We start from the raw sequence: 23,101 nt of genomic DNA, 5'->3' as shown, positions 1-23,101 counted from the left end.
GGCTGAGTTTTTTGATTTGATTGCAATTGGAGATTGCGAGAATAATACAGAAGCCATTATTGAAACGGCTCTTAACGCCACAGCAAAGGGCTTGCTACGTCGCTCCGCTCCTCACAATGACGCCTTTCTCCAGATCCCCGGAATCTATGTACCTTCTTTAAAAAACAAAGTCCAACGACAAAAAAGCAAAAGCTCAGACCTGCAAATGAGCTCGGTCATTGCGCCTGATTCTGCTTGGCAAGATACCGCCTTGCTTGAAGTGGCACGTTCATGTCCAGAGATGTGTCGTTTTTGTATGGCAAGTTATTTGAGCCTGCCCTTTAGAGCAGCCCCGCTTGAACAAAATCTCATCCCCAAGGTTGATCAATTACTTGAGTACAGCAATAATATCGGATTGCTTGGCGCGAGCGTCACTCAACATCCTGAGTTTATCGATTTACTTAAATACTTAGTGAAGCATCCCAAGAAACCCAAAGTCCAAGTCGCCTCTATGCGCGCTTCTACAGTGACTTTGGAGATGTGCCAGCTGTTAGTCGAATCAGGCACCAAAAACCTCACTATCGCAATTGAAACTGGCTCTCAGCGACTCCGAGATATCATCAACAAAAAACTGCCAGAGGAATTTATTTTTGCTGCCTGTCAATTTGCTTTTGAAGGCGGCATCAAACAAGTAAAACTCTACGGCATGGTCGGCTTGCCACATGAAACTGAAGCAGATATCGATGCAACGATTGATCTTCTCACTAGACTCAAGCAAGCAAGCCCGCAACTTAAAATAGTTTGGGGCTGCTCTATCTTTACGCCCAAAGCTCAAACGCCGTTTCAGGATTATGGTGTCGACAAAACAGCAGAAGCCAAACTCAAAAAACTAATCAAAGCCCTCAAGCCACAAGGCATCGACGTGCGCGAGGAAAGCTACAAGTGGGCGCAAGTTCAAGCACTTATAAGTAGGGGCGACCGCTCTATTAACGAGGTCTTGATCAAAGTCTATCAATCAGGCAATACTGGCTTTAATATCTACAAAAAACTCCTTGATCCTATGGATTACAAGCATTGGGTTTTTGATGATTGGGATGCCATGACTGAGTATCCTTGGGTTAATTTAGTTGGTGAGAAGCAAGCGAAGATGCTTGAGGAGCATAAGAGGATTGCTGAGTCCATAAGTACAGAATCTCTTTAAATCAAGCGTTCGTTGAATACAAATTAGAATACAAATTTATACTCATGACTACTAACTTCGTTAGTCTCAAGATTTTTATATTTAAAGCTCAACCTTGTTTGAGTAAGTTCTTTAGGAAACAAAGCAACTATTTCTTCTTGCTCGCCAGACTTAATAGTCAATTCCCTAGGCCCTTTCTCTCCAAGCATATAAGATTCCAAACGAGTTTTTTTCTTTTTAGAGCCCTTGCCAATCAGCATAAACGGCGTAGCAACCAATGCTATTGCAAGTGGAATAAGGAATAACCAAAATAAACTAAGCCCAAATGCCCAGAGTATCGCAATTTCGTTACCAGATCCATCTAAAGCCTCATTAGTGGCACTCTCTGAGGGTCTATCACCAGTAAAGTGAACATCAAAAATCTCTAGATCTTGGCCTAATTCATTATTGAGATTAAAGCTTTGTGCCTTATATTCCTTTTTCAAATAACCCTTGAGTACCACCTGTTCAGTAGTAACAGCTACTTTAGCAACAACCGCAAGGTTCCACTGAAATAGCATGGCTACCAAAAAAACGAAAGAGACTGTCTGAATTTTTCTAATCATTATACTTTGCTAAACTCTAATTTCCTATGTGTTTTTACCATAGCCTCGTCTTCATCTGGATCAGTTCCTGTAATGGTTACGTCAACTCTAGCAGTAAATTTATTCTTGCCTTGATCAATAGCAGATGCTTTTTTAAGAACAAGCTCTTTAGTGTCAATAAAAATATGATGTTTTTTATGAGTAAAGGCATTTCCAGTAACCAAATCGATTGCCCAACAAAGCAAACAAGCCAAATTAGCAATAGCTAATCCTCTTAATTTTTTACCAACGTGGATATCACTTGATTCATATTCACCAGAAGCCAATCTCACAGCATATGTTTGAGAGCGATCCATCTCCACAGTAAATGGTGTTGTCCTAGTTACAATCTCACCTTCGCTTGAAATAACTTTGACCTTAATAGGTGCATCTGATTCAACAGTTAGCCTGCTGCTTTCACCTCCACCAAATAAAGTTGCGCAAGAAGTGATACTAAAAACTAATAAACAACAAACTAAAACCTTTGATATTTTTTTCAACATAGAGTATTTATACCCACTAAATAATTTTTCTAACAAAAAAGCTATAATTAAATCATATGAACTACTGGCTAATGAAATCCGAACCCGATTGTTTCTCAATTGACACACTTCAAAAAGAAGGCACCACTGTTTGGGACGGTGTACGCAATTATCAAGCGCGCAATATTATGCGTGATGAGATGAAACATGGCGATCAAGTCTTGTTTTATCACTCTAACGCAAAGCCACCACATATTGCCGGGCTTGCCGAAATCGCCAGCAAGGAGCCCGTTGCCGATCCAACTCAATTTGACCCTAAGTCTGAGTACTTTGATGGAAAAAGCTCTAAAGACAATCCGCGCTGGATGACAGTCAAGGTGAAATTCAAAAAGAAATTCAAAGAAATTATTCCCTTAGAGCAGGTTAAAACCAATCCCAAGCTTAAAGATATGATGCTGGTTCAAAGAGGTTCTAGGCTTTCGGTGCAGCCAGTTAAGGCCAAGGAATGGGATGAGATTTTGGCGATGGTCGGATAATCACCCCTAGTTTTTATGTAAAATATACAAAAATTTTGCTACTGTTTATTCAAGAGCACGAGCTTGAATTTGGGCTTCGAGTTTCACAAAAAGCATTAGAGCTTGAAAACAAAGTTCTTTCAATACCAGTTTATGCTGTCCCAGAAATTCCTAGAATTATAGAAAGCGTTAAGCAGCGCAACCTAGCCTATTAGCACCAAAGAAATTCTTAGAATCCTCATGAATACTCATATCAAGTGTTTTTAAAGTACCAACGGCAACTTCAAGAGGCACTGCTTCTGTTTTATTACCAACGATTGCAGCCATCTTGCCCCAGTCACCAGCTTCAATCATGTCAGCAGCCTTGCAACCAAGACGAGTACCAAGCACTCTATCAAAAGCAGACGGACGTCCGCCACGTTGAATGTGACCGAGCACTGTTGATCTAGTTTCGCAACCAGTTTTCTCTTCGATAATTTGCGCCAGGCGCTCACCGATGCCGCCAAGCTGTACGTGACCAAAAGCATCAAGCTCTTGATTTTTAGTAACATCAATCCCAGCAAGTCTAGCGCCTTCAGCAGCAACTACAATTGCGTACTCCTGGCACTTATATGCTTCTTTGACTACTCTGCAAAGCTCATCAACATCAACTTCTTCTTCTGGAACTAAGATATAGTCAGCGTTTCCGGCGATTCCAGAAAAACTCGCTATCCAGCCAGCATGACGTCCCATAACTTCACAAACGATAACTCTCTCGTGTGATTTAGCTGTAGTGTGCAAGTTATCGATCATATCAGTAGCGATATTAATACAAGTATCAAAACCAAAAGTAACATCCGTACCAGAAAGATCATTGTCAATTGTCTTTGGCACACCAATTACATTAATGCCTTTGTCTTTAAATAATTTGGAAGCAACGCCGCAAGTATCCTCGCCGCCAATTGCTACAAGCGCATCAAGCTTGAGTCTCTTCATCGTCTCAACTACTTTCTCAGGACCACCCTCAATCTTGTAAGGATTGGTGCGAGATGATTTGAGCACCGTGCCACCTTCGCGCACTATGTCTTCTGTATTTTCAAGATTGATGTCAATAGTGATTCCTTCAACAGCACCCTTCCAGCCATAACGAAGTCCTTGCACTTCCCAGCCATATTCTTTAGTCGCTTTGTAAAGCAAACCTCTTATAACTGCGTTAAGTCCCGGGCAATCTCCGCCACCTGTTAAAATTCCAACTCTTTTTGACATAAAATAAATTCTCCTATAAATATTCTAGCAAGCATACGGTGTCGCATCTAGTCATCGGGTATTCTAGCCTATTTACTAATGTTTTAAACCTTATTCTTGCAAAAAATGCCCGATGACTAGTTGCGACCCCGTATAATTAAACAATGCTCAAGAGAATCGCTTTAATGACCAGCGGCGGCGACGCACCAGGAATGAATGCTTTTATTAGAGCAACAACTAGATATGCGCTTGATAAAGGAATTGAAGTCTTTGGTATTCTCGAAGGTTATCAAGGAATGATTGATAATCAAATCAAAATTCTGCCTCGAGAACAAACGGTAAATATAATCCAGCGAGGTGGCACCATTCTTAAAACATCTCGCTCTCAAGAATTCATGACAGAAGCCGGTAGAGAAAAAGCTGCCGCCAATCTTAACGCACTCAATATAGATGGCTTAATTTGTTGTGGCGGCGATGGTAGTTACGCCGCTCTTGTTGCCTTTCAAAAACAATGGTCCGGACAAATGATCGGACTACCTGGCACTATTGATAATGATGTTGCCGGCACTGATTTTACTATTGGTTTTGACACCGCCGTCAACACCGCTGTGACAGTGATAGACAAGCTACGCGATACAGGTGACGCACATTCAATGCATTTTATTGTTGAAGTTATGGGCAGGCATTGCGGCGATATAGCACAAGCAGTTGGTGAAGCTAGCGGCGCAGAATATATTTTAATTCCGGAGACGGTAAGTAATCTTGATGAGATTTATCAAGCGATCCAAGTCAAAGGACATAATATAGTTGTCGTTGCCGAGGGCGATGAGCTTGGCGGCGCTTATCAAATCGCCAAAATGTTAGAACAAAAATCAACTAGCGGTAAATCATTCAGGGTTTGTATCCTGGGTCACATCCAACGAGGCGGTAGCCCAACAGCACGAGACCGAATATTAGCAAGCAGCATGGGCATCAAAGCTGTCGACGCTTTGATAGCTGGCGAAAGCCTCAAAGCCGTTGCTGAAGTGAATCAAAACTATATATTAACCCAGCTCGGATGACAAGTAAACGTATAGTTATTTACAGACAAGGAGCCATTGGTGATTTAGTTCATACTCTTGCACTAGTCAAGCTCATCAGGGAACGAGAGCCTGATGCAAGAATTGAGTTTTGTTGTGACCCAGTAACAGTCAAGCTCCTAGAACAATGTTGCGATTATATCGACCGAGTTTGGTCTATTAACAAAGCGAGCTTCTTGGAGGACTTTGCCAAAGTTGGAACTAGCAAAACTGATGAGTTTATTTTTCTACATACTCAGTGGTACAAAGCTTGGTGGCTCAACTTACGTTATATCAAAGCCAAAAAACTATTTTGCTATAAATACAACGCCAAGCTAAGCGCCGTTGCTAACTACTTTACAGCCAGATACCCCGAATTAGAAAATGAACTTACAAAAGATCCTTATGCGGTTTTGGATCACAGAACACTTGTTAAAAAAAATCTCGATTTGTTAGAATATATTTGCATAGTGCCAGGAGTCGGCAAACTAAGACCCCACCGAGCTTACCCGCTTACCAAGTGGCTTGAATTTATCAAAACTCAAATCAAAAATACAAACTACCAAATCAAAATACTCGGCGGACCAGACGAAAAAGATCTTAGCCAAGAGCTTGAGGCTCATTTCAAACAAGATCCTGACTTGCGCGGCAATCACAGAATAGAAAACCTCATCGGTAAAACCTCATTAGTTGAATTAGTCTCAATCCTTGCCCAAACCAAAATGCTCTACTCGGCTGACACTGGCATCTTGCATATCGGTGCAGCTTCCGGCGCCAATATCACTTCTATCTTTTCGATAACTGATCCAGCCCGATTCGCACCATTTAGCCCAGATGCCAAAGTATTAGTCTCAGCAAACTGTCAATGCCAGCTTGATTCAGGTAGAAAGAAGCACTGTGCAAAGTTAAAGGAAAGCTACGCAAGCTGTATTTGGGATATCAGTTTATAATAACGAACATGAACCCAAGAAATTTCTCATTATTTGTGTGTGGCTGTATCTGGATCGCAGTTGGCATTCGAATCGGCAAACGTGGACTTGGCTGGCTTGAGCCATATTTTCAAAACCCTGACTGGCATTTATGGTTACTAGCACTATCGCTGATCATAGGTTTAGCCAAAGCTTTTACTGTTTTGCGCAAAGCCGTTAACAGGCGAATTGAAACTCTTGCAGAGATTGATGATCAACTACTTAACTATCTAGTTGGCTGGATCAAACTACTTGGAGCGCGCGGTATTATAGTTATTAGTTTAATGGTAGGTATAGGTTTTGGTTTACGCTTCTGGCGTGATAGTGGTGGAGACCCCTATAATATTTTTGGATTTATCTATTTAGGAATTGCTTTTGGACTAATCGGATCATCAGCTTTCTTCTTTAAAGCAATTAATAAGGAGAATTAATGCAAAACCAAGAGCATAAGGATTTTTATAATCGAAGATTACGAGGATGATTTTAAATTCTTGGAAGAGGCTTTTGCCATCAACCAATTCAATGGAGAAATTATTAGACTTAAAGATAGTGAAGAAGCCTTAAACAAACTCAAAGAACTAGTCACTGGTCAAAAAAATTACCAAGCCTGATTATTTCTGATATTAGACATCCTGCAAAACCCCGTTTTGCTAGTGATGTCGCTTTAAAAAAGGTAGCAACCGCAACGAATGTTGCGTTTGCTTTAAGGATAATTCCGACTTTTGCAGTAAGTCTATTAATAAACTTCCTCTCAACTTTGCGCGCGACAAACCCAAGATAAAACTGATGCCCATCACGCCATACCTATTATTATTTTTTATTAAGCTTTTGCATTTCGGGAACCAAATAAGCTACAATCGTATTTGTTCAATAACTGAATGTTTACTTAAAGGGGAATGTCAACGAAGCACAGCTTCAAATTACACCGGAGAATCGAATGTCAAAAAAATCACAAACAGACCATGTCGCAGAAATTAAGTTAGAGAAAAAGGAAAACTATCCCCAACTCAAAGAGAGAACCAAGGCAACAGTACTTGCCAAACATTCAAATGGTCTCTATTTAGATATTGCCAGAAGCTTTGAGGGTTACGTAAGTCCCAGAGAACTCGGTGACAAAAGCTTAGAAGATTATTCTATTGGTGAGGTGATAGAGGTCTATGTCGCCTCTGAAGATCGCAATCAGCCAGGCATTTTCAAGCTTTCAATCAAACAGCTTGAAGAAAACCATAAATGGGAAAGACTCGAGTCACTTAAAGAAATAGAACTCGAACTTAAAATCAGCAAAGTACTCAAAAGTGGTATTGAGGTTGAAATAATTGAGACTAAACAAACTGGATTTATTCCTTATGGTTATGTAGACATCCGTGAAGAGCCGCTTAAGAGCAAAGACAAAACAGAATGGATAGGGCTTGTGATAACAGGCAAGGTTCATGAACATGATCAGAGCAGAAACAAGATTATTCTTAATCAAAGAACCATTACAGAACTAAAACGTGAACAGAGGGCTAAAACTATTCTCCACACTATAACTAAAGGACAAAAAATCAAAGGTACCGTCGTCAGAATCGCCGAGTTTGGCGCTTTTGTTGATATTGGTGGCATTGATGCCTTGATTCCTTCTTCAGAATTAAGCTGGACTAGATTTAAACAACCTAGCGATGTAATTAAAGTAGGAGAAGAGATCGAAGCTGTTGTCTTTAAAATAGACACGGAGAAAAACAGAATCGCTTTAAGTATCAAACAAACCAATGCCAACCCTTGGTCTGACGTTGCTAGCAAAATCTTAATCGGGCACAAAGGCAAAGGCAAAGTTGTAACCCAAGCAGAGTTCGGTGTTTTTGTTGAAGTTATCCCTGGAGTAGAAGCACTTTTACATAAATCACTATTCAATGAAGCCGACAAACCAGAACTAGGTAAAGAGATTGAATATGAAGTTATCAACTTAGAAGCTGATAAAAAAAGAATGGGCATCAAGCCCATTAAAACAAGTTTACCGGACGACCAAGTAGATCAGAAGGAGCAGAAGGAGATTGAACATGTCTAAACAAGAATCAATACTAAAAGAAACTGGAGATTTGCTTGAGAGCGCACGCACAGAAGTACTCAAGGAAATCAATAATGGCAAAGGACTACTTAGCAGCATTTTTGGTGATCGCAAAAGCGAGTCACTCAAGCGTGCACAGTCATCTATCAGCAAAGCTATTAACCAAATGCAAGGTATCAACAAAGATGAATCAGGTTTAGTTGGTAAATTACAACAGCATCTCAATCAAAAAGCTGAAGATCTTAAAAAACTGGAAGCTGAAGTCGAAAGAAGTCAAAAAGAAACTAGTGAACTTAGAGACAAAATCAAATTCTTCCAAAATCAAATCGAAAAACAAAGTGCTACAGCAAAAGAAACAAAAGAGCTAAAAGCTCCGCAAGAGCATCACAAAATTGAACAAGAGTTCAAAGCCAAGATTCAAGAACTTGAAGAAAGTAATAGAGACATTCAAATACGTTTCACTTCTTCTCAAGAGAGCCTCAAAGAATCTGAAGAGCTTACTGCCGAATTTGCCAATAGGCTCAAAAGACTTAAGTCAGAAATTACCAGTTAATGCCAAAAGCAAGTACTGATTGCATAATCATCAAGAATATTCAGGCTTACTCCAAGCTTGGGATTTATGATTATGAAAGAGAGCTTGGTCAATCTTTACTGATTGACTTAGAACTTGAGCTTGATTTAGAAAGAGCAGGACTCTCAGACAAGGTAGCAGACAGCATTGACTATGCCGCTGTATCCCTTGCTATTAGGCGGCTTGCGCAAAGCAAAGAATATTTGTTAATAGAACATCTCGCTCGTGAGATAATTACAATGCTATTTAGCAAATTTGACAAACTTGAAGGAGTATTAGTTGAAGTCAAAAAAACTATCGTCAACGCAGAGCAATTTAGCGGAGAGCCCAGTATTAGAATCTACAGATCAAGACTATAACTTTTGTTTTGAAGATCCAAGCGGCAAACAAATTACCAGCTCTAACCCGATAGAAATCTTTGACTCTCTTGATAAACTAGATGCTTACCTCGCTAGGAACCCAGAGCTGCTAGAGATGGAAGACGCTGGCTTTGCAGGATACATCAACTATGAGGGTGATTGTGAGTTTGGGCTATATGAGAAAATTAGGGAAGATGTCATAGGGCATAGGGGGAAGGGCCGGTCTTTGCCTAGTCCCCGCATCCTATCTGCTGGTCACATTATTTATCCTGATCCAGAAAAATATATCCAAGCAGTAAAAAGATGCCAGGACTATATTAAAGAAGGAGATATTTATCAAGCCAATATTACGCACCGTTTTATTGTGAAGGGGAATAAGGCGTGCGGGCTAGATTTATACCAAAGACTCAAAGAACTCAATCCTGCTCCCTATATGGGCTACATGAATTTCAAAAAATACCAAATTATCAGCAGCTCGCCAGAATCCTTTCTCTCCATCAAACCCCTCTTCCCGCAGCAATGGAAGATTGCCTCTTCTCCGATCAAAGGCACAGCAAGTCTCAAAGAACTTGATTACTTACTAGCTTCAAGCAAAGAAAAAGCCGAGCACATCATGATCGTTGATTTGATACGCAATGACCTTGGTCGAATCTGTCAAACAGGCTCGATAGAAGTCCCAGAGATTCTTGCTACACACAAATTCAAAAATCTCTATCATTTAGTTTCAACTGTTAGTGGCAAGCTCAAACAAAGCGGTTTGCCCAAGTTTAAAGATATTTTTGCCGCGACTTTCCCTGGCGGCTCTATCACCGGCACGCCCAAAATCAGAGCAATGGAAATCATCAAAGAGCTTGAATCAAGTCCCAGAGGACCTTATACAGGCAGCATGGGTTATTTCAAATTCAAAGATGGCGGAGAGTTTAATATTCTAATTCGCAGTATTATAATTGATAAAACAACTAATGAGACGAGTTTTCATGTGGGTTCTGGCATCACCGCAAACTCTGATCCGCAAAGAGAATTAGAAGAAAGCTATCTTAAAGCTCAAACAATACTAGAGGTTTTTAATGCAAATTAATCAACTGCTTGAAAGTCTTAGAGTCGAAGAGCTTGAAGACATGGTTATTGTTTATGATCTTGAAGCACACTGCCAGAGGTTATTGAATAGTATTGAAGCGCTGTCATTACGAGGAGCGAATGCGACGTGTCAATCTAGTCTACACAACTTTATTTTATTTATCCAAAATCAAATCAAAAACAAAGCTCAATATCAATTCAATAAACCCGTTGGTTTTTCTAAGTTGCCGTCATTGCCAGGAGTTTTAGATTGCTTCGCTAACGCTCGCAATGACACACGAATTTACAAACTCAGACTTCTTTATTCCAAAGACTCTAGTTTCACTATGGAGATAGAACCTTACACGCGGGATCTTACAAAAGCATGGCAGGTTAAAATCCTCTTGCCCAAAGAGTTTCAAATTGATTCCAAAGATCCACAGTGGAAACATAAATTCTATCCCCGACCAGCTATTCCCCAATTCCCTAATTGCGATGAAATAATCTGGACCAATGAAAATAGTCATCTTTGCGAAGCTAGTTTTACTAATATTTTTTTCCAAGATCAAGCTGGCACATGGCATACTCCTCACCTAGATTGCGGAATCTTGCCTGGTACAATGCGAGCAAAATTGATTCAAAAGCTTGATGCTCGTGAGGGATTTTATACAGAAAATGATTTAGAAACTAAAATTGTATTGGTTAATTCGATATTTATCAAAGAAGTTAGTCTCTATCGCCAAGCTTAAGCATTAACACCAAAGCCATAAAACCAAAAAGAAAACCTTTTACAAATGAGGAAATCATGCTTTTATTATACCCCTACAGCCGCTTGACCTGTCTTATTGGCAAAATCCATATGCGTAACAATGTCTTTGCCTAAATCTGGATAAATTAACTTAAAGGCAAATTTGCCACTCTCTACTTGATAACGAACAATATTAAGACTCGCCTCTTTGATTGGTGCCTTAAATCTATCAAAAGGATCACTGGCATTGGTTTTCGCTTTGATTTTCTTCAATAGTTTTTCATTTGGTTCTTGCTGCGAGAAGTAAAATAAGCCAAGACATTTTTTAGAACCGACTCTAAGTAATGGCTTTAAACCAGGCATTTCCATCAGTGAACCAGGATGCACAATCCTAGCTTTGATATAAAATCCATTGTGGTCTTGCAATTTTATATCACTGATTCTAGTGTGCTCTTGGTTTGTACGGCTCCAAATCTTATAGTCTTTGATTTTTACTTTTTTGGTTTGTGCAAGTAGTGCCCAAAGCTTACGTTGAGGATTATACAAGCCAGTTTGATGAGCGAGATAAAAAAAGCGTCGAAATAAATATTGCAATACTACAAACTCAAATTCAAAACCAGGTCTATCGTTATAGTCTCCCGACGTTACCAAAAACTCTAAATTATTACAAGCCTCTGTTAAAGACTCCGGTGACCAAGATCTTGGGTCATACAAAACATCATCAATACCTTTGAGTTCATTGATATATTTCCCTATTTCAAATTCTATTGCTTTTGCCATTCGTCTCCATTTCACTAGAACACAACAAGTTCATCTTATTCTGCGCCAATTGCTCCCCACTTCATCTTATCTCGTAGAATGCTATAAAAACTACGATATGATGCCTTAAGTTGAACTAATTTAAGACTATACTCAGCTTTACTAAAGACAATCCGAGCACCAGGCTCCAATTCAAGCAAATCTTGACCATCAGCCTGCATAAAGAAATTAGCTTTGTTGTCCTTGGTCTCTAGCACAATGCATTGCTCGTCAGAAATCACATGCGCCCTGCTGGCTAGTGAATGAGCTGCAATTGGTACGATCTCAAAAGCTTTAATATTGGGATCCATCACCGCCCCGCCAGCACTCAAAGCGTAGGCCGTTGATCCCGTTGGCGTGCTAACTATAATGCCATCAGATCGAAAGGAATGTAATAAATCATCATCAATATACAAATCGGTATAAAGCAAGTTGGATTTAGAATCTCTTGAGACAACCACTTCATTTAAAGCTATTACTTTTTTGCCAAGGCTCGGCACTTCCGCTTGCAACAAAGATCGCTCTTGAATAACCAAATCATTATTAGCAATCGCTTCAGCAAGTTCTTTGACTTCCATGTCACCATACTCTGACAAGAAACCAAGGTGTCCAAAATTGATTCCCAGTAAAGGGATCTGATGTTTAAATACTTGCTTAGACACACAAAGAAATGTCCCATCGCCACCCATCACAACAGCAAGATCAGTCGTCTTCTTTAATTCACTCCAATTAGTGTTATTAGCTTGAGCTTCCATCACTGAGCATTGCAAAGACTTCGCTTCAAGTTCTAGCGCAAGCGCACGAGCAAAAGCAGGAGCTTGCGCTTTGAGAGGATTAAAAAATATTGCGATTTCTTTTATCATAATCGAGCTTGGTAGTCCTTTAACAAGTTTGCCTTGACCTTATTGTATCAAGTTAAGTAAAAACTCAATATTGCCTTTAGCTCCCTTTACCGGTGACTCAATCTCTGACTTGATTTCATAGCCAAGTGCTTGAATCTTAGCGATAGTAGTTGCAAAAACCTCTTGCCTGATTTTATCATCTCTAATTACTCCCTTGCATTTGTCCATTATCGTTTTACTGGCTTCAAACTGTGGTTTGAGTAGAGCAACAACTTGTAAGTTGTTGCTTGGGATTAGGGGAGAGGAATTAGGGAAGAAGGATTCTTTTTGTAAGGATTTTAGTTTTTCCAAAATGGTGACTAAAGAGATAAAACTAACATCTATAACTACAAGCCCTATTCCCCTCTCCCCATTCCCTTCTCCCGGAAATTGACTTAAGTCAATTTTTTCAACCTCCCTAAAATTAACTCCTTGCAAATTAATCACTCTCGGATCATTCTGTAATTTATAATGTAACTGCCCTTTACCAACATCAAGCGCAATAGATTTTTTGGCACCGTTTTGCAAAGCATAATCAGTAAAACCACCTGTTGAAGCGCCAATATCAAGGATAACCTTGTCAGTAAAATCTAAACCAAAGGCTTCATGAGCAGCTTTCATCTTCAAAGCCCCGCGACTAACATAAGGCAATAATTTATCTTCTACTTCTATATAGGCTGGGTTCTGCTCATAAGCCTCATAAAAAGACTCTTGAACTATCTGTTGACCAGCTTTATTAATCCACTTGCCATCAATCTTGACACCATTCATCATGATACAAGTCTGTGCTTTTTGCAGACTATCAAAAAAACCTAAATCCAGCAGTAACTTATCGAGCCTTAGTTTGGGCTTTGCCATATATGTATTATAATCTTAATAGCCATGTTAAATGACACTCCGCCTGAAAATTCCTACTCCCCGCTGCAAGCAGGCGGGGTATCTACGGAATTTTCTGCCCTTCGGGCACCGGCTACGCGTCGTTCATCGCGCAGCTCATCCCCGAAGCAACTTGTTTCCTCAATGATCTTCGTTTCAAAGCCGAATAAGCTTCGAGGTATTCGCCTTGCTCAGAATAAGACTAAACTAGCTTTATTAATCCTTTTATTTGCAACACTTGGAGCTAGCGCGATTAATGGACACAGAATCAAAAACCTTAATGTCACCATCACGCCAGCCAAACCAAGAATTGGCGATAGCATTACTGTGAAAGCGGAATTCGACCTGAAATCCTCAACTGGTTTTGATACTGGTAGGCTTAAGGCTTTTTTTAATGCCGTTAATGGTAAACCACTAACAGGTACTTTCAATATTAGAAGCATTACTGATGATATTGCCAACGTAGGTTTCAACGGAAGTAATAGTTTCCAAATCAGCGCAGAAAAAACCAATATAATTTTTCAATACTGGCTAACCAGAACTCAAGTAAACAGCGACCCTCCTCAAGCTCAATCATCGACTAGCATCACCGCTAGACCCGCTCTAACTACCAACAATAACAGTGGTGGTGGCAATGGAGGAGGAAATAGTGGAGGCAATTCAACAAACAATAACGGAGATCCAATAACTGTTCCACAAGCATTTTTCCTCAGTGTTTCAGAAGACTCAAATGGTGACACCGGCAGTGTTTCAGATATAGAAAAAAGATTCGTGCTAAGAGTTAGTCACGACCAAGACTATATTAGTTTTGTCAGCTCAGCATTCTTTGATCCAAGCTTAGATCCAATATTATCAAATTTAGTTATCAAATCCAACAATACAGAGAATGGCATAGTAAGCAAAATTACCCCAGACTTTAGCTTCACAGTTGACAGTGATAGTGTCGTCGATGCTAATAGAGAAAACTACTTATTGACCGATTACACCTCCAATTTAATGAGCGTAAGAGAAGCTCAGAGATTGAATTTCACAGTAAATCTAGCAACACATTTTGAAAATACACAAATAACTTTGCCTGGCAATTTAATTGTTAAAGACAATGTCAAATATCGAATCAAACCCCTAGGCATTCCACTGACTGATATAACTATCAGCCCAAGTACACTTAGCTTCAGTCAAGATCTCGTTAATGCCAAGCGTAACAAACAGCTCTTGTTACTTGATGAAGCCACAATCACTGCCAACTTAACAACCAGTACAGACCTGAGCGGCGCCTTTGTCACAAGCTCTGACTTAAACAAAAACAAAAAAGCTCGAATCAAACTCTCTGATTCAAAAAAACCCAAACAAAAAATCAGCCCAAACTTGGACGGGAACGGAGCCTTTTCTATTACCACAATTGATGCCGTAAACGGCAATTATCAAATTAGTTTCCCAATTAACGCAGCCATTAGCACTTCCCAAAATACTTTTGTCAAAAACAAAGTGCCGCTTACAACAAGCGCTACTAAAAATATATTAATCCCAATAGAAATCAATATGGAATCGGCTATTACTAATGGGCTTGATTTAATTCTCGAGGGCACACTAGCCCAAGATACTTTAATTGATATTGAGGTTCTTGAAACAAGCACTAGTGAGCTGCAATGAAACTCAAGCAAGGACTAACTCTTTGGCTCACCGGGCTTTCAGGCACAGGCAAATCCACAATCAGTGAAGCACTTAGAGATAAATTAATTGAAAGCAATCCAGACTTCCCCATTGAAATTCTTGATGGTGATGCGGTGCGCGAACATCTTTGTGCTGATTTGAGTTTCAGTAAAAAAGATCGCTTTACTAATATAGAAAGAATTGCTTTTCTTGCTGGTAAAATATCCAAACACAATGTACTTGTTTTAGTTCCAGTAATTGCTCCCTATCAAGAAGCAAGAAGCATGGCACGCTCATTGAGTGATCAATTTGCTGAGGTTTATATCAAAACAAGTATTGAAGAAGTGATTAAACGAGACGTCAAAGGCTTGTACAAAAAAGCACTAGCTGGCGAACTTAAAGAATTTACCGGAATTTCTGATCCTTATGAAGAACCTGAAAATCCAGAGATCTTGATTGAAACCGAGAAGCAAAGTGTTGAAGAGTCGGTTGATAAAATTATTGACTATTTAATTACAAATAATTATTGCGATTAGTAGCAACTATTCAGTTGTAAATATCATCTAGTCAAGGTCTTTAACATCAAAACAGTGTATAAACGAATTTTCAAAAAAGCAATCTCCGCAAAGTGCTCAGCTTCTACGAAGCTGGGTTTTACCAACTTTGCTACAAATAGGGCAGCTGCTCTCAGATTTTCAGTTTGAAGCTTATGACAAAACGAATTTCCCGAAAAATGGCTTCGGCAAGATTAAACACGAGACTTGGTTAGATTTTTTGAAAGTAAATTCTGCCACGCAACGCAGAATTTACTTTCAAGCTATGAAATGCCTCCAGGCATTTTTCGGATAAATTGTTTTGTGCATAAGCTTCTTAAGACTCGCGTATAAAGGACTTTGCCTCAATTTATTGAGCTTTTACTTTAGACCTGAGTAGTCACGCCATTAAGAATATTTTAAGATAACAGTAAGCCATAACTGGCCCAATACTCAATAGAGAATGTTCAAAACTTGTCAATAATTAATTCGTATTACATTAATAAAGAGATATTGGGCCAGTTTTAAACATTAGCCAAAAAGTTTTGTAAAGTTTTGAACATGTATATTTCCCTTTGTTAGCAAGCTATAATAGAGTTTTCTACAGCCCTAAAGCTTCTCTACTATTACTATTTATATTTATATATAGATAGATATCAGATAGAAAGTAAAAAAACAAGTTTTAATCAAAAGGGTTATGATTTAAAGAGATCAGGATAAATTATGAAATTAAAAGTACCAAAGACAATTTTAGATAAGGCGATAAAAGCAGTTTCAAAAGCTGTTCCAAGCAAGGGCGTTCAGCCAATTTTGAATAATATATTATTAGAAAATTCAAATGGCTATTTAAAGCTAAATGCAACAGATCTTGATTTTACGATTGAAGCAATAATACCTTCAAGTAACGAAATCGATGGTTCAATAACTATTTCAGCTCGCAAGCTTGAAGAGGTTGTTAGTAAATTAGAAGATGATGATGTGATAATTACTGTTGATCGTGAAACAAATAAAACAAATCTTCTTTGTAGACACTCCAATTTTGATTTAGTTGGTGTTGCTTCAGATGATTTTCCTAGAATCGAAAAAGAAGAATCGAGTTCATTTGTCACAATTAATAAAGACAAGCTTTCTAGAATTCTTGATCTAGTACAATTCTCGGCTTCAAAGTATGATCTTAATAATATTTTAGGTGGTGTTTACCTAGCTATAAGAGAAGACACAGAGTCTAGCGAAACGATTTTTGAATTTGCTGCAACTGATGGTAATAGACTTTCAAGCTATGAACTAGTTCTAGAGAAGGATTCATCAAGTTCCAATTTTAGTCGTAAAGAAGTTGTGGTACCTCTTAGGGTGATTAGTGATGTACAAAAGATTTTGGAAACTAGTGTTGATGAAGAAATTAGAATTAGTTTTTTGGCTAATAAAATAGTTTTCTTTACTCAAGATAGATATATTATTTCAAGATTACTTGAAGGTACTTACCCGCGTTACAAACAGCTTGTCCCAGAAGGACAGAACAAGATAGCCCAAGTTAATCGTAAAGAATTGATCTCATGCCTTGAGAGGGTCGCTGTGATGGCAAATGAGATTACTAATCTGGTTAAATTATCATTCAAAGAAGGTAGCCTGGAGATTGAATCAAGTAATCAAGATTTTGGTAAAGCAGCTGACAATATTGATATTGAATATATTGGTGAGCCAATTAATATTTACTTCAATGTCAAGTATTTAGTTGAGCCTTTGAAGCATATTAACTCAGAGAATATACAAATCTCCATGATTGGTTCTTTGAATCCGGCTTTGATAAAGCCAATATCGGACGAAAACTACCTACATTTGATAATGCCTATTAAGCATGAATCAAATGCCTAATCCTGTAATTACCCCTGTAAATCTAATTTGGATTAAAATATAAGCATGGATAAAGAATCTCAAGAAAGAGTGGCTGAATTAATTGAAGAACTTTTGTCTGGATCCGTGAGTTTAGCAACAAAGGAGCTTTTGTATAAGCTAGTTATTAGCTCATAGGAACAGGATGGTTTTAAAGAGCGTTGATCTTAAACAGAAAATACTCCTCAGTATATTAGATTTTTCTGTACACATTGATAGTCACAGACAATCAGGAGAGTATTCACTTATACAAATTAGTGAGATGCTTTCGCTTGCTATTGAAATTAATAATTTAATTAACGCACTTGATAAAGATGTTTCACAAGGCAATATTGATTTACCAGAGCTTGAAATTAAAGAACGCAAAAAAATCAAAAGATCACTCGAATTATTTTTTAGGTATAAATCAGACCTCAATTCCATTTCAATTGATATAGGTGAAAACCTATCACAAACTAATCGTTATCTACAAAAAGGTGTTGAATATATATTTAAAAATCTTGCGCATCGAGATTTTAAGCAAGTTGTTGCTCCAAGAAAACAAGAAGTCAAAACACAAGTCCAGCCCAAGCAGAAAACAAATCAGAAAACAAAAAAGAAAGCAAAATCCATTGGTGTTGTTGCCCCGTTAATGTTTATGGCGTTGGTAATTTTTGCCGGTTTTAGTTTTTATGGTTTCTTTTTTGATAAATCTGCCACTAGAGTCAGTAGCTTGGTCAAGGAGTACCGTTCAGACAAACAACTTAGTTCTGTTGCCAGGGAGAGTATCGGCAAGAGAATAGAAGTTAATGGAACTAATTCTTTATTGAATTTATTAAGAGACAACTTGGTTTTGTTCAGAGCCAAATATCCTCAAATAGACCTTAATGTCGTTGGTGGTGACAGCGGAGAAGCGATAGAGGATTTGATTAATGGCAAAAGCAATCTTGCCTCAAGCTCCAAGATTCCTAGCGCTGATGATAGACGAAGGGCAATAAAAAACAATAGACCAATAGCCGACCATAAGATTGCACTTGATTCAGTTGTAGTTTTTACTCACAAATCTAATCCTGTTAAATTGATTTCTGTAGATCAGCTTAAACAAATTTATTCCGGAAAACTAATGACCTGGCGAGAGTTGGATTATGTAGGCAGCAAAGAAAAAATAACTAGATTCTCTCTTTCTAAACAAAGTGGCACCTACGCATTTTTCTCAGATCGAGTGATGTTTTTGGAACCAATGCTTTCTGATGTGATCCATGTTTATAATCCAATTCAAATGATTGACTTGGTTGCAGCCGATCCCAACGCTATTGGTTTTGCTAGTTTGAGCGCTGTCAAGGGATCGAGCTTGGTCAAAATTATCAAGATCTCATCAGTTTTTGATGAGAGAGGTTCTAGTCCGCTAGATGCTGGTGGTGAAGTTGATTTTAACGCTATTAAGCGTGGTGAGTATCCGCTTACTAGATATTTATATTTGGTTACAGCTGGACCAATCGCCGATGAAGTAGCCAAGGTGATTGACTTTATGAGATCAGAGATGGCTCAGTCTAAATTGCCTGACTATGGTTTGGTTGGGATTTTGTAAGTGTCAATATGAGCCAAGGCATGTCAATTTAGTTACAGGTTTGAACTCTGCATTAGGTTGTTTCGTCGTTTCACTCCTCGCAATGATACGAATTTTTTAGTACAATTTTGGCATTACGAATCAAACCCTTGCGCTTTGTCCTTAATAACGGGGTTCTAGCAAATTTGATTTGAAAAATATGATCAAGATCCTCTTCTTTGATTTCATTTTTATTCATTAAATATTTTTTTATTGTAGGCAATGCCTGCTCGTCGATGAATTTATGCTTCTTGAGAGCTTTAGTTAAACTACTGATATCTCTGTGTTTGCCAAGTTCTAAATCTAACAGCTCGGGTAAATAAAGCCAGTGCCCAAACCCAGATTCTGGTTCAAATTCCTTGAAGGTAGAGGGCTTAGATTTTTTGTTATAAGGACAAATAGTTTGACAAAGGTCACAACCAAACAACCACTCACCAATGCCTTGATGAAGCTCTTGAGGAATTTCTTCGCGGTTTTCAATTGTTTGATAACTAATACATTTGCGCGCATCAAGCTGGTAGGGATTGGGCAAAGCGTTTGTGGGACAGATATCGATGCAGCGGGTGCATTTGGCACAGCCAATATCATTGCCGCGTTCTAGGGTTTGGTAATGATTGCTTAAATCAAGATCAGTCAAGATCTCTGCAATAAAATTAAAACTACCAGTTTCTTTTGAAAGTAATAAAGTATTTTTGCCGCGAAAGCCTAAGCCAGCTTCTTTGGCAAATGATTTTTCTAGCAAAGGAACAGCATCAGTAAAAAATTTGGAATTCTTAAAGATACCCTCAAGACTTGGATGATTGATTAGTTCTTGTATTTTGTTTTTTAGTACCTTGTGATAATCAAGCCCGGTTGCATAAGCCGCGATGCGCCCATGTTTGAGAGAAGGTCTTGGCGGGCAGGGGCTATAGTAGTTTGCCGTTAGCATAATGATGGTTTTGGCTTCTTTGAGAAGTTCTTGGGGCCGGGCGTTAATAGGATTGTCTTTAAGCAGATAGTTCATATCAGCAGCAAAACCCTTTTGGCGCCATTCTAAAAAATGTTGTTCGGACTTGAGTAGTGGTTTAGCGTCAATGAAACTAATGTCATTAAAACCAATATCTTGTGCTATTTGAGTGATTTTGTCTTTAATTTCTTGCATTTAACTTGTTCTTAATTCTAGCCTAGTAAGCTAATACTATCTTAGGAAACTAATATGGTTGCAAACAGTAGAGCAGCATCAAGATCACGAGGTTTCGGCGAAGGGCCAGACTCTAATAAACGTTTGCAGAAAAAACAATCGTTTGGTATTAATTCCAAATTTTCTGGTCAAGCAAAAGAACAAGCTTCAGGAAGAGATCTTTATGATCTAAAAACAAGACTTAGAGAAATGAGGCTCGGTCTCGATGAAGGCGCAGCCAGTAGAGGCGTTTCGCTGGGTTCAAGTTATTTCGATGACTACTAGATTTGTCAAGTTTTGACCTTTTGGTGTCGACATCACTAGCAAAACATCGTTTTGCAGGATGTCTAGTCATCAAACAAACCGGAAACAGAATCACCAGTATAAATTCTCTTAATGGCTTCAGCCAAGAAAGGAGCAACAGAGACTTGTTTCATTTTTTTAGATTGAATCCAAATTGGATTAATTGGTATAGAGTCGCAGATGATAAATTCTTCAATTGTAGATGCTTCGATACGTTCGTAAGCAGGACCCGAAAGTACTCCATGAGTAGCACAAGCATAAACTTTGATGGCTCCTTTACTTCTGATTAGTTCAGCGGCCTTGCAAACAGTGCCAGCAGTATCAACCAAGTCATCAACAATGATTGCAATTTTGCCTTCAACCTCACCGATTACATTCATAACTTCAATAACGTTTTGTTCGTCGTAAGAACGGCGTTTGTCAACAATCGCTATAGGAGCGTCACCAAGGCGCTTAGCGAAGGCTCTTGCTCTTGATACGCCGCCTACATCAGGCGATACGATAACTAAATTATCAGTCCCAATAAAGCGTCTAATGTAGTCATTGAGTACAGGCATGGCATGTACGTGATCAACCAATGTGTCAAAAAATCCAATGATTTGTTCTGAATGAAGATCTAAACAAAGCACTCTGTCAGCGCCAGCTTCGCCAATGAGCTTGGCAACGAGCTTGGAAGTGATCGGTTCTCTTCCGGCTGCTTTTCTATCTTGCCTAGCGTAACCAAAATAAGGCATCACTACATTAATAGTTTTGGCTGATGCTCTTCTGAGTGCGTCTATAATAATCAAAAGCTCAACGAGGTTTTCGTTTACTGGTGGATTAGTTGGCTGTACTAAAAAAACCTCACAGCCTCTAACGCTTTCTTGTATTTGGACATAAAGCTCACCATCAGAAAAGGGTTTGATTTTGATTTTGCCAAGTTCAAGTCCAAGTTCTTTGGCTATTTCCTTACTTAATAGAGGGTTCGCTCTACCAGTAAAAATCTTTATCTGCTTACTATCGTCAGCAGTTAATTTAGTTAGAGATTTTGGTAGTCCTAATATGTCCATAATCACTTCGCTCATATATGTACATATTCTACCACGTGAGTTATACTGTCTCTCGGAGAAGATCAGATGTGTCCCAATTGTGTATTAAATCAAGCAGGAGCCTGGATATGGCTAGGGCCAGGTCTCATTTGCCTCATTTTTGCAATTATAGCGGGCTATTTTCTCTATCAAGCCAAGCAATTTGGTGCTTTTGAGGGTGATGAAGAAGAAGCTAAACACATTATCTTTGAAGATTAACTTCTTCTTATTTTGAATAACAGGTTCATAAACAGACCTTAATCTCAAAGTGGATAGATTCACTTAGTGGATTTTATGATGATTAAAAAGATTTTGGGTGCTGTAGTTTTGATGAGTTTGGTGGGTGGACTATTTAGTTCGGCCGGAGCCATTCCGATTGGTAATGATGTGGAGTTTATTCCTGCTAGCAGGAGCTTAGGGCTTGGTATTATGGCGCCAGCGGCCAAGTTGGATGTTAATGGTGATATCATGATTCGCGGTAATTTTGGAGATACTATCGAAGCTGGTTATGTACTTAAGGCTGTTGACAATGGGGGTCTAGCAACTTGGGGTCCGCTTGCAGGTGCGGCAATAGATTTTGATAATGTGACTTTGGATGGTGCAACTGTAATTGGTAATGATTCAACAACGGATACTCTTAATATTACTGCTGCAACTACTTTTACCGGTGCGATTGATTTAACAGACGCAACTATTAGTGGTTTGAATGCTTTGACTATGACCGGGTTACTTAGTGCTGGATCTATCAATGTTACAAGTAGTATTTCTGCAACAAATATAGATTTGACGACTGGACCAGGACAATTAAACGCTAAGGTTATAAACGTTACATCTGGAACAGGAACATTAACAGCTAATGTGATTAACTCAGCAGATGGTTCTGGAATTCAGAAATTAACAGCAGCCAATATTGTTGGTTTCGTTGCAGACGCAACACATGCTGATACAGCAGCAGCTTTAGACTCAGGTACTAATGTAACTCTTGGTAATGTGACTTTTGCAGCTGATTCTACTTTTGATGCTAGCAATGTAACAACTTTCATTCTGCCAGATATTTTCGTTGCACCAAAAGCAACTACTTTAGTTGATGATGCTGTCGTAACAAGCGCAACAGTTACTACTTTATCTTTAGGGACTTCAGCAACCCAGGATATTAGTAGCGCAGGTACTATTAATCCAAGCAGTTCTATTGTAAGAATACAGGGTGAAGGCGCGGCAGTTGTTTTAGCTACAACGAGCGATCAAATCGCCGCAGGTACAACAGATGGTCAATTCCTTATTCTTAGAGGGATGCATGATACTAATACTGTTACTGTAAATCATGAAGCAGATGATAGCAATGCCGCAACTACAGAAGTGGTATTAAACTCTGGTGTTCAATTTACCATGGGAAATAATGATACTTTGACTTTAATCTATGATGATCTAGTTAAAGCATGGCTTGAAGTTGCAAGAACAGATGTTCTTAATGCAGCTCCGTAATCATCATAGACAAATCTATATTGTTAGCCTTAGTAAAACTTATGCTAGTTGAAATATAGTCAACGCCTGT

Annotated in this window: 25 protein-coding genes; 17 read left to right on the top strand and 8 right to left on the bottom strand. The window is 38.8% G+C overall.

All coding sequences use genetic code 11. From position 1 onward, the window contains the following. Positions 1-1,180 (top strand): radical SAM protein (locus O3C63_05780; GenBank protein MDA0772434.1); only part of this gene is annotated, 1,180 nt, incomplete at its 5' end. 23 nt (positions 1,181-1,203) lie between these two features. Here O3C63_05780 and O3C63_05775 read toward each other — a convergent pair. Together O3C63_05775 and O3C63_05770 are read right to left on the bottom strand one after the other, a co-directional pair. Continuing rightward, complete coding sequence (locus tag O3C63_05775; protein MDA0772433.1) at positions 1,204-1,764, bottom strand: hypothetical protein; 561 nt, start codon at positions 1,762-1,764, stop codon at positions 1,204-1,206. Then, entirely contained in the window at positions 1,764-2,285 is a 522-nt protein-coding gene (locus O3C63_05770) for a hypothetical protein (protein MDA0772432.1), read from the bottom strand. The genes O3C63_05775 and O3C63_05770 overlap by 1 nt, the downstream gene beginning before the upstream one ends. Before the next feature lie 56 nt (positions 2,286-2,341). Here O3C63_05770 and O3C63_05765 point away from each other — a divergent pair, with 56 nt between their 5' ends. Then, complete coding sequence (locus O3C63_05765) at positions 2,342-2,800, top strand: EVE domain-containing protein (protein ID MDA0772431.1); 459 nt, start codon at positions 2,342-2,344, stop codon at positions 2,798-2,800. 168 nt (positions 2,801-2,968) lie between these two features. Here O3C63_05765 and O3C63_05760 read toward each other — a convergent pair whose 3' ends face one another. Then, positions 2,969-4,024: an ATP-dependent 6-phosphofructokinase gene (locus tag O3C63_05760; GenBank protein MDA0772430.1), complete on the bottom strand. Its 1,056-nt coding sequence runs from the start codon at positions 4,022-4,024 to the stop codon at positions 2,969-2,971. Positions 4,025-4,167: 143 nt separating this feature from the next. Here O3C63_05760 and O3C63_05755 point away from each other — a divergent pair, with 143 nt between their 5' ends. From O3C63_05755 to O3C63_05720, 8 genes are all read left to right on the top strand, one after another. Then, complete coding sequence (locus O3C63_05755) at positions 4,168-5,064, top strand: ATP-dependent 6-phosphofructokinase (GenBank protein ID MDA0772429.1); 897 nt, start codon at positions 4,168-4,170, stop codon at positions 5,062-5,064. Next, the gene (locus O3C63_05750) at positions 5,061-6,011 is read left to right on the top strand and encodes a glycosyltransferase family 9 protein (GenBank protein ID MDA0772428.1); all 951 of its coding nucleotides are present in this window, start codon (positions 5,061-5,063) and stop codon (positions 6,009-6,011) included. Before O3C63_05755 ends, O3C63_05750 begins: the two co-directional genes overlap by 4 nt. A gap of 8 nt (positions 6,012-6,019) precedes the next feature. Continuing rightward, positions 6,020-6,460: a hypothetical protein gene (locus tag O3C63_05745; GenBank protein ID MDA0772427.1), complete on the top strand. Its 441-nt coding sequence runs from the start codon at positions 6,020-6,022 to the stop codon at positions 6,458-6,460. A 506-nt stretch (positions 6,461-6,966) separates the two neighbouring features. Continuing rightward, positions 6,967-8,073, top strand: a complete 1,107-nt coding sequence (locus O3C63_05740) for a S1 RNA-binding domain-containing protein (protein ID MDA0772426.1) — start codon at positions 6,967-6,969, stop codon at positions 8,071-8,073. Then, positions 8,066-8,626, top strand: a complete 561-nt coding sequence (locus tag O3C63_05735; GenBank protein ID MDA0772425.1) for a hypothetical protein — start codon at positions 8,066-8,068, stop codon at positions 8,624-8,626. Before O3C63_05740 ends, O3C63_05735 begins: the two co-directional genes overlap by 8 nt. Then, positions 8,626-9,003 (top strand): dihydroneopterin aldolase, encoded by a 378-nt coding sequence (gene folB / locus O3C63_05730; GenBank protein ID MDA0772424.1) that lies wholly within the window; start codon positions 8,626-8,628, stop codon positions 9,001-9,003. The genes O3C63_05735 and folB overlap by 1 nt, the downstream gene beginning before the upstream one ends. Beyond that, positions 8,924-10,081, top strand: coding sequence for an anthranilate synthase component I family protein (locus O3C63_05725; GenBank protein MDA0772423.1), 1,158 nt, complete (start codon positions 8,924-8,926; stop codon positions 10,079-10,081). Before folB ends, O3C63_05725 begins: the two co-directional genes overlap by 80 nt. Then, the gene (locus O3C63_05720) at positions 10,071-10,808 is read left to right on the top strand and encodes an aminotransferase class IV (GenBank protein MDA0772422.1); all 738 of its coding nucleotides are present in this window, start codon (positions 10,071-10,073) and stop codon (positions 10,806-10,808) included. Before O3C63_05725 ends, O3C63_05720 begins: the two co-directional genes overlap by 11 nt. Positions 10,809-10,873: 65 nt before the next feature. Here the strand turns inward: O3C63_05720 and O3C63_05715 are convergent, their stop codons facing one another. The 3 genes from O3C63_05715 to O3C63_05705 are packed head-to-tail and all read right to left on the bottom strand — an operon-like array spanning position 10,874 to position 13,344. Next, positions 10,874-11,587 (bottom strand): hypothetical protein, encoded by a 714-nt coding sequence (locus O3C63_05715; protein ID MDA0772421.1) that lies wholly within the window; start codon positions 11,585-11,587, stop codon positions 10,874-10,876. Between the two features lie 35 nt (positions 11,588-11,622). After that, positions 11,623-12,468, bottom strand: coding sequence for an NAD(+)/NADH kinase (locus tag O3C63_05710; GenBank protein MDA0772420.1), 846 nt, complete (start codon positions 12,466-12,468; stop codon positions 11,623-11,625). A gap of 39 nt (positions 12,469-12,507) precedes the next feature. Beyond that, entirely contained in the window at positions 12,508-13,344 is an 837-nt protein-coding gene (locus O3C63_05705; protein MDA0772419.1) for a TlyA family RNA methyltransferase, read from the bottom strand. Positions 13,345-13,506: 162 nt separating this feature from the next. On the opposite strand from O3C63_05705, the gene O3C63_05700 reads away from it, so the two are divergent. The 4 genes from O3C63_05700 to O3C63_05685 all read left to right on the top strand — a co-directional run bounded on the left by O3C63_05700 (position 13,507) and on the right by O3C63_05685 (position 19,002). After that, the gene (locus tag O3C63_05700; protein ID MDA0772418.1) at positions 13,507-15,012 is read left to right on the top strand and encodes a hypothetical protein; all 1,506 of its coding nucleotides are present in this window, start codon (positions 13,507-13,509) and stop codon (positions 15,010-15,012) included. Then, positions 15,009-15,548 (top strand): adenylyl-sulfate kinase, encoded by a 540-nt coding sequence (gene cysC / locus O3C63_05695; GenBank protein ID MDA0772417.1) that lies wholly within the window; start codon positions 15,009-15,011, stop codon positions 15,546-15,548. Before O3C63_05700 ends, cysC begins: the two co-directional genes overlap by 4 nt. 720 nt (positions 15,549-16,268) lie before the next feature. After that, positions 16,269-17,417, top strand: coding sequence for a DNA polymerase III subunit beta (gene dnaN / locus O3C63_05690; protein ID MDA0772416.1), 1,149 nt, complete (start codon positions 16,269-16,271; stop codon positions 17,415-17,417). Positions 17,418-17,580: 163 nt separating this feature from the next. After that, entirely contained in the window at positions 17,581-19,002 is a 1,422-nt protein-coding gene (locus tag O3C63_05685) for a PstS family phosphate ABC transporter substrate-binding protein (protein ID MDA0772415.1), read from the top strand. A gap of 70 nt (positions 19,003-19,072) precedes the next feature. Here O3C63_05685 and queG read toward each other — a convergent pair whose 3' ends face one another. Next, the gene (queG, locus tag O3C63_05680) at positions 19,073-20,161 is read right to left on the bottom strand and encodes a tRNA epoxyqueuosine(34) reductase QueG (GenBank protein MDA0772414.1); all 1,089 of its coding nucleotides are present in this window, start codon (positions 20,159-20,161) and stop codon (positions 19,073-19,075) included. Between the two features lie 54 nt (positions 20,162-20,215). On the opposite strand from queG, the gene O3C63_05675 reads away from it, so the two are divergent. Then, positions 20,216-20,464 carry a hypothetical protein gene (locus O3C63_05675; GenBank protein ID MDA0772413.1) on the top strand — a complete coding sequence of 83 codons (249 nt, stop codon included), beginning with the start codon at positions 20,216-20,218 and terminating at the stop codon, positions 20,462-20,464. A 62-nt stretch (positions 20,465-20,526) separates the two neighbouring features. Here O3C63_05675 and O3C63_05670 read toward each other — a convergent pair whose 3' ends face one another. Further along, positions 20,527-21,531 (bottom strand): ribose-phosphate pyrophosphokinase, encoded by a 1,005-nt coding sequence (locus O3C63_05670; GenBank protein ID MDA0772412.1) that lies wholly within the window; start codon positions 21,529-21,531, stop codon positions 20,527-20,529. 66 nt (positions 21,532-21,597) lie between these two features. On the opposite strand from O3C63_05670, the gene O3C63_05665 reads away from it, so the two are divergent. Then, the gene (locus O3C63_05665) at positions 21,598-21,768 is read left to right on the top strand and encodes a hypothetical protein (protein MDA0772411.1); all 171 of its coding nucleotides are present in this window, start codon (positions 21,598-21,600) and stop codon (positions 21,766-21,768) included. A gap of 66 nt (positions 21,769-21,834) precedes the next feature. After that, positions 21,835-23,031: a hypothetical protein gene (locus O3C63_05660; GenBank protein ID MDA0772410.1), complete on the top strand. Its 1,197-nt coding sequence runs from the start codon at positions 21,835-21,837 to the stop codon at positions 23,029-23,031. The last annotated feature ends 70 nt before the right edge of the window (positions 23,032-23,101 follow it).

The sequence above is a fragment of the Cyanobacteriota bacterium genome (genome assembly GCA_027618255.1).
GTDB lineage: Bacteria > Cyanobacteriota > Vampirovibrionia > LMEP-6097 > LMEP-6097 > JABHOV01.
The sequence above is the reverse complement of the archived record's forward strand: the minus strand, read 5'-3'. Positions and strand labels throughout refer to the sequence as shown.

What these genes read in the sequence shown, in the direction of transcription:
- O3C63_05700 (MDA0772418.1), top strand. Translation starts at nt 13,507, where the DNA reads ATGATCTTCGTTTCAAAGCCGAATAAGCTTCGAGGTATTCGCCTTGCT.
- O3C63_05720 (MDA0772422.1), top strand. Translation starts at nt 10,071, where the DNA reads ATGCAAATTAATCAACTGCTTGAAAGTCTTAGAGTCGAAGAGCTTGAA.
- dnaN (MDA0772416.1), top strand. Translation starts at nt 16,269, where the DNA reads ATGAAATTAAAAGTACCAAAGACAATTTTAGATAAGGCGATAAAAGCA.
- O3C63_05770 (MDA0772432.1), bottom strand. Translation starts at nt 2,285, where the DNA reads ATGTTGAAAAAAATATCAAAGGTTTTAGTTTGTTGTTTATTAGTTTTT.
- O3C63_05670 (MDA0772412.1), bottom strand. Translation starts at nt 21,531, where the DNA reads ATGGACATATTAGGACTACCAAAATCTCTAACTAAATTAACTGCTGAC.
- O3C63_05715 (MDA0772421.1), bottom strand. Translation starts at nt 11,587, where the DNA reads ATGGCAAAAGCAATAGAATTTGAAATAGGGAAATATATCAATGAACTC.
- O3C63_05750 (MDA0772428.1), top strand. Translation starts at nt 5,061, where the DNA reads ATGACAAGTAAACGTATAGTTATTTACAGACAAGGAGCCATTGGTGAT.
- O3C63_05740 (MDA0772426.1), top strand. Translation starts at nt 6,967, where the DNA reads ATGTCAAAAAAATCACAAACAGACCATGTCGCAGAAATTAAGTTAGAG.
- O3C63_05705 (MDA0772419.1), bottom strand. Translation starts at nt 13,344, where the DNA reads ATGGCAAAGCCCAAACTAAGGCTCGATAAGTTACTGCTGGATTTAGGT.
- queG (MDA0772414.1), bottom strand. Translation starts at nt 20,161, where the DNA reads ATGCAAGAAATTAAAGACAAAATCACTCAAATAGCACAAGATATTGGT.
- O3C63_05775 (MDA0772433.1), bottom strand. Translation starts at nt 1,764, where the DNA reads ATGATTAGAAAAATTCAGACAGTCTCTTTCGTTTTTTTGGTAGCCATG.
- O3C63_05755 (MDA0772429.1), top strand. Translation starts at nt 4,168, where the DNA reads ATGCTCAAGAGAATCGCTTTAATGACCAGCGGCGGCGACGCACCAGGA.
- folB (MDA0772424.1), top strand. Translation starts at nt 8,626, where the DNA reads ATGCCAAAAGCAAGTACTGATTGCATAATCATCAAGAATATTCAGGCT.
- O3C63_05710 (MDA0772420.1), bottom strand. Translation starts at nt 12,468, where the DNA reads ATGATAAAAGAAATCGCAATATTTTTTAATCCTCTCAAAGCGCAAGCT.
- cysC (MDA0772417.1), top strand. Translation starts at nt 15,009, where the DNA reads ATGAAACTCAAGCAAGGACTAACTCTTTGGCTCACCGGGCTTTCAGGC.
- O3C63_05665 (MDA0772411.1), top strand. Translation starts at nt 21,598, where the DNA reads ATGTGTCCCAATTGTGTATTAAATCAAGCAGGAGCCTGGATATGGCTA.
- O3C63_05675 (MDA0772413.1), top strand. Translation starts at nt 20,216, where the DNA reads ATGGTTGCAAACAGTAGAGCAGCATCAAGATCACGAGGTTTCGGCGAA.
- O3C63_05685 (MDA0772415.1), top strand. Translation starts at nt 17,581, where the DNA reads ATGGTTTTAAAGAGCGTTGATCTTAAACAGAAAATACTCCTCAGTATA.
- O3C63_05765 (MDA0772431.1), top strand. Translation starts at nt 2,342, where the DNA reads ATGAACTACTGGCTAATGAAATCCGAACCCGATTGTTTCTCAATTGAC.
- O3C63_05735 (MDA0772425.1), top strand. Translation starts at nt 8,066, where the DNA reads ATGTCTAAACAAGAATCAATACTAAAAGAAACTGGAGATTTGCTTGAG.
- O3C63_05745 (MDA0772427.1), top strand. Translation starts at nt 6,020, where the DNA reads ATGAACCCAAGAAATTTCTCATTATTTGTGTGTGGCTGTATCTGGATC.
- O3C63_05760 (MDA0772430.1), bottom strand. Translation starts at nt 4,024, where the DNA reads ATGTCAAAAAGAGTTGGAATTTTAACAGGTGGCGGAGATTGCCCGGGA.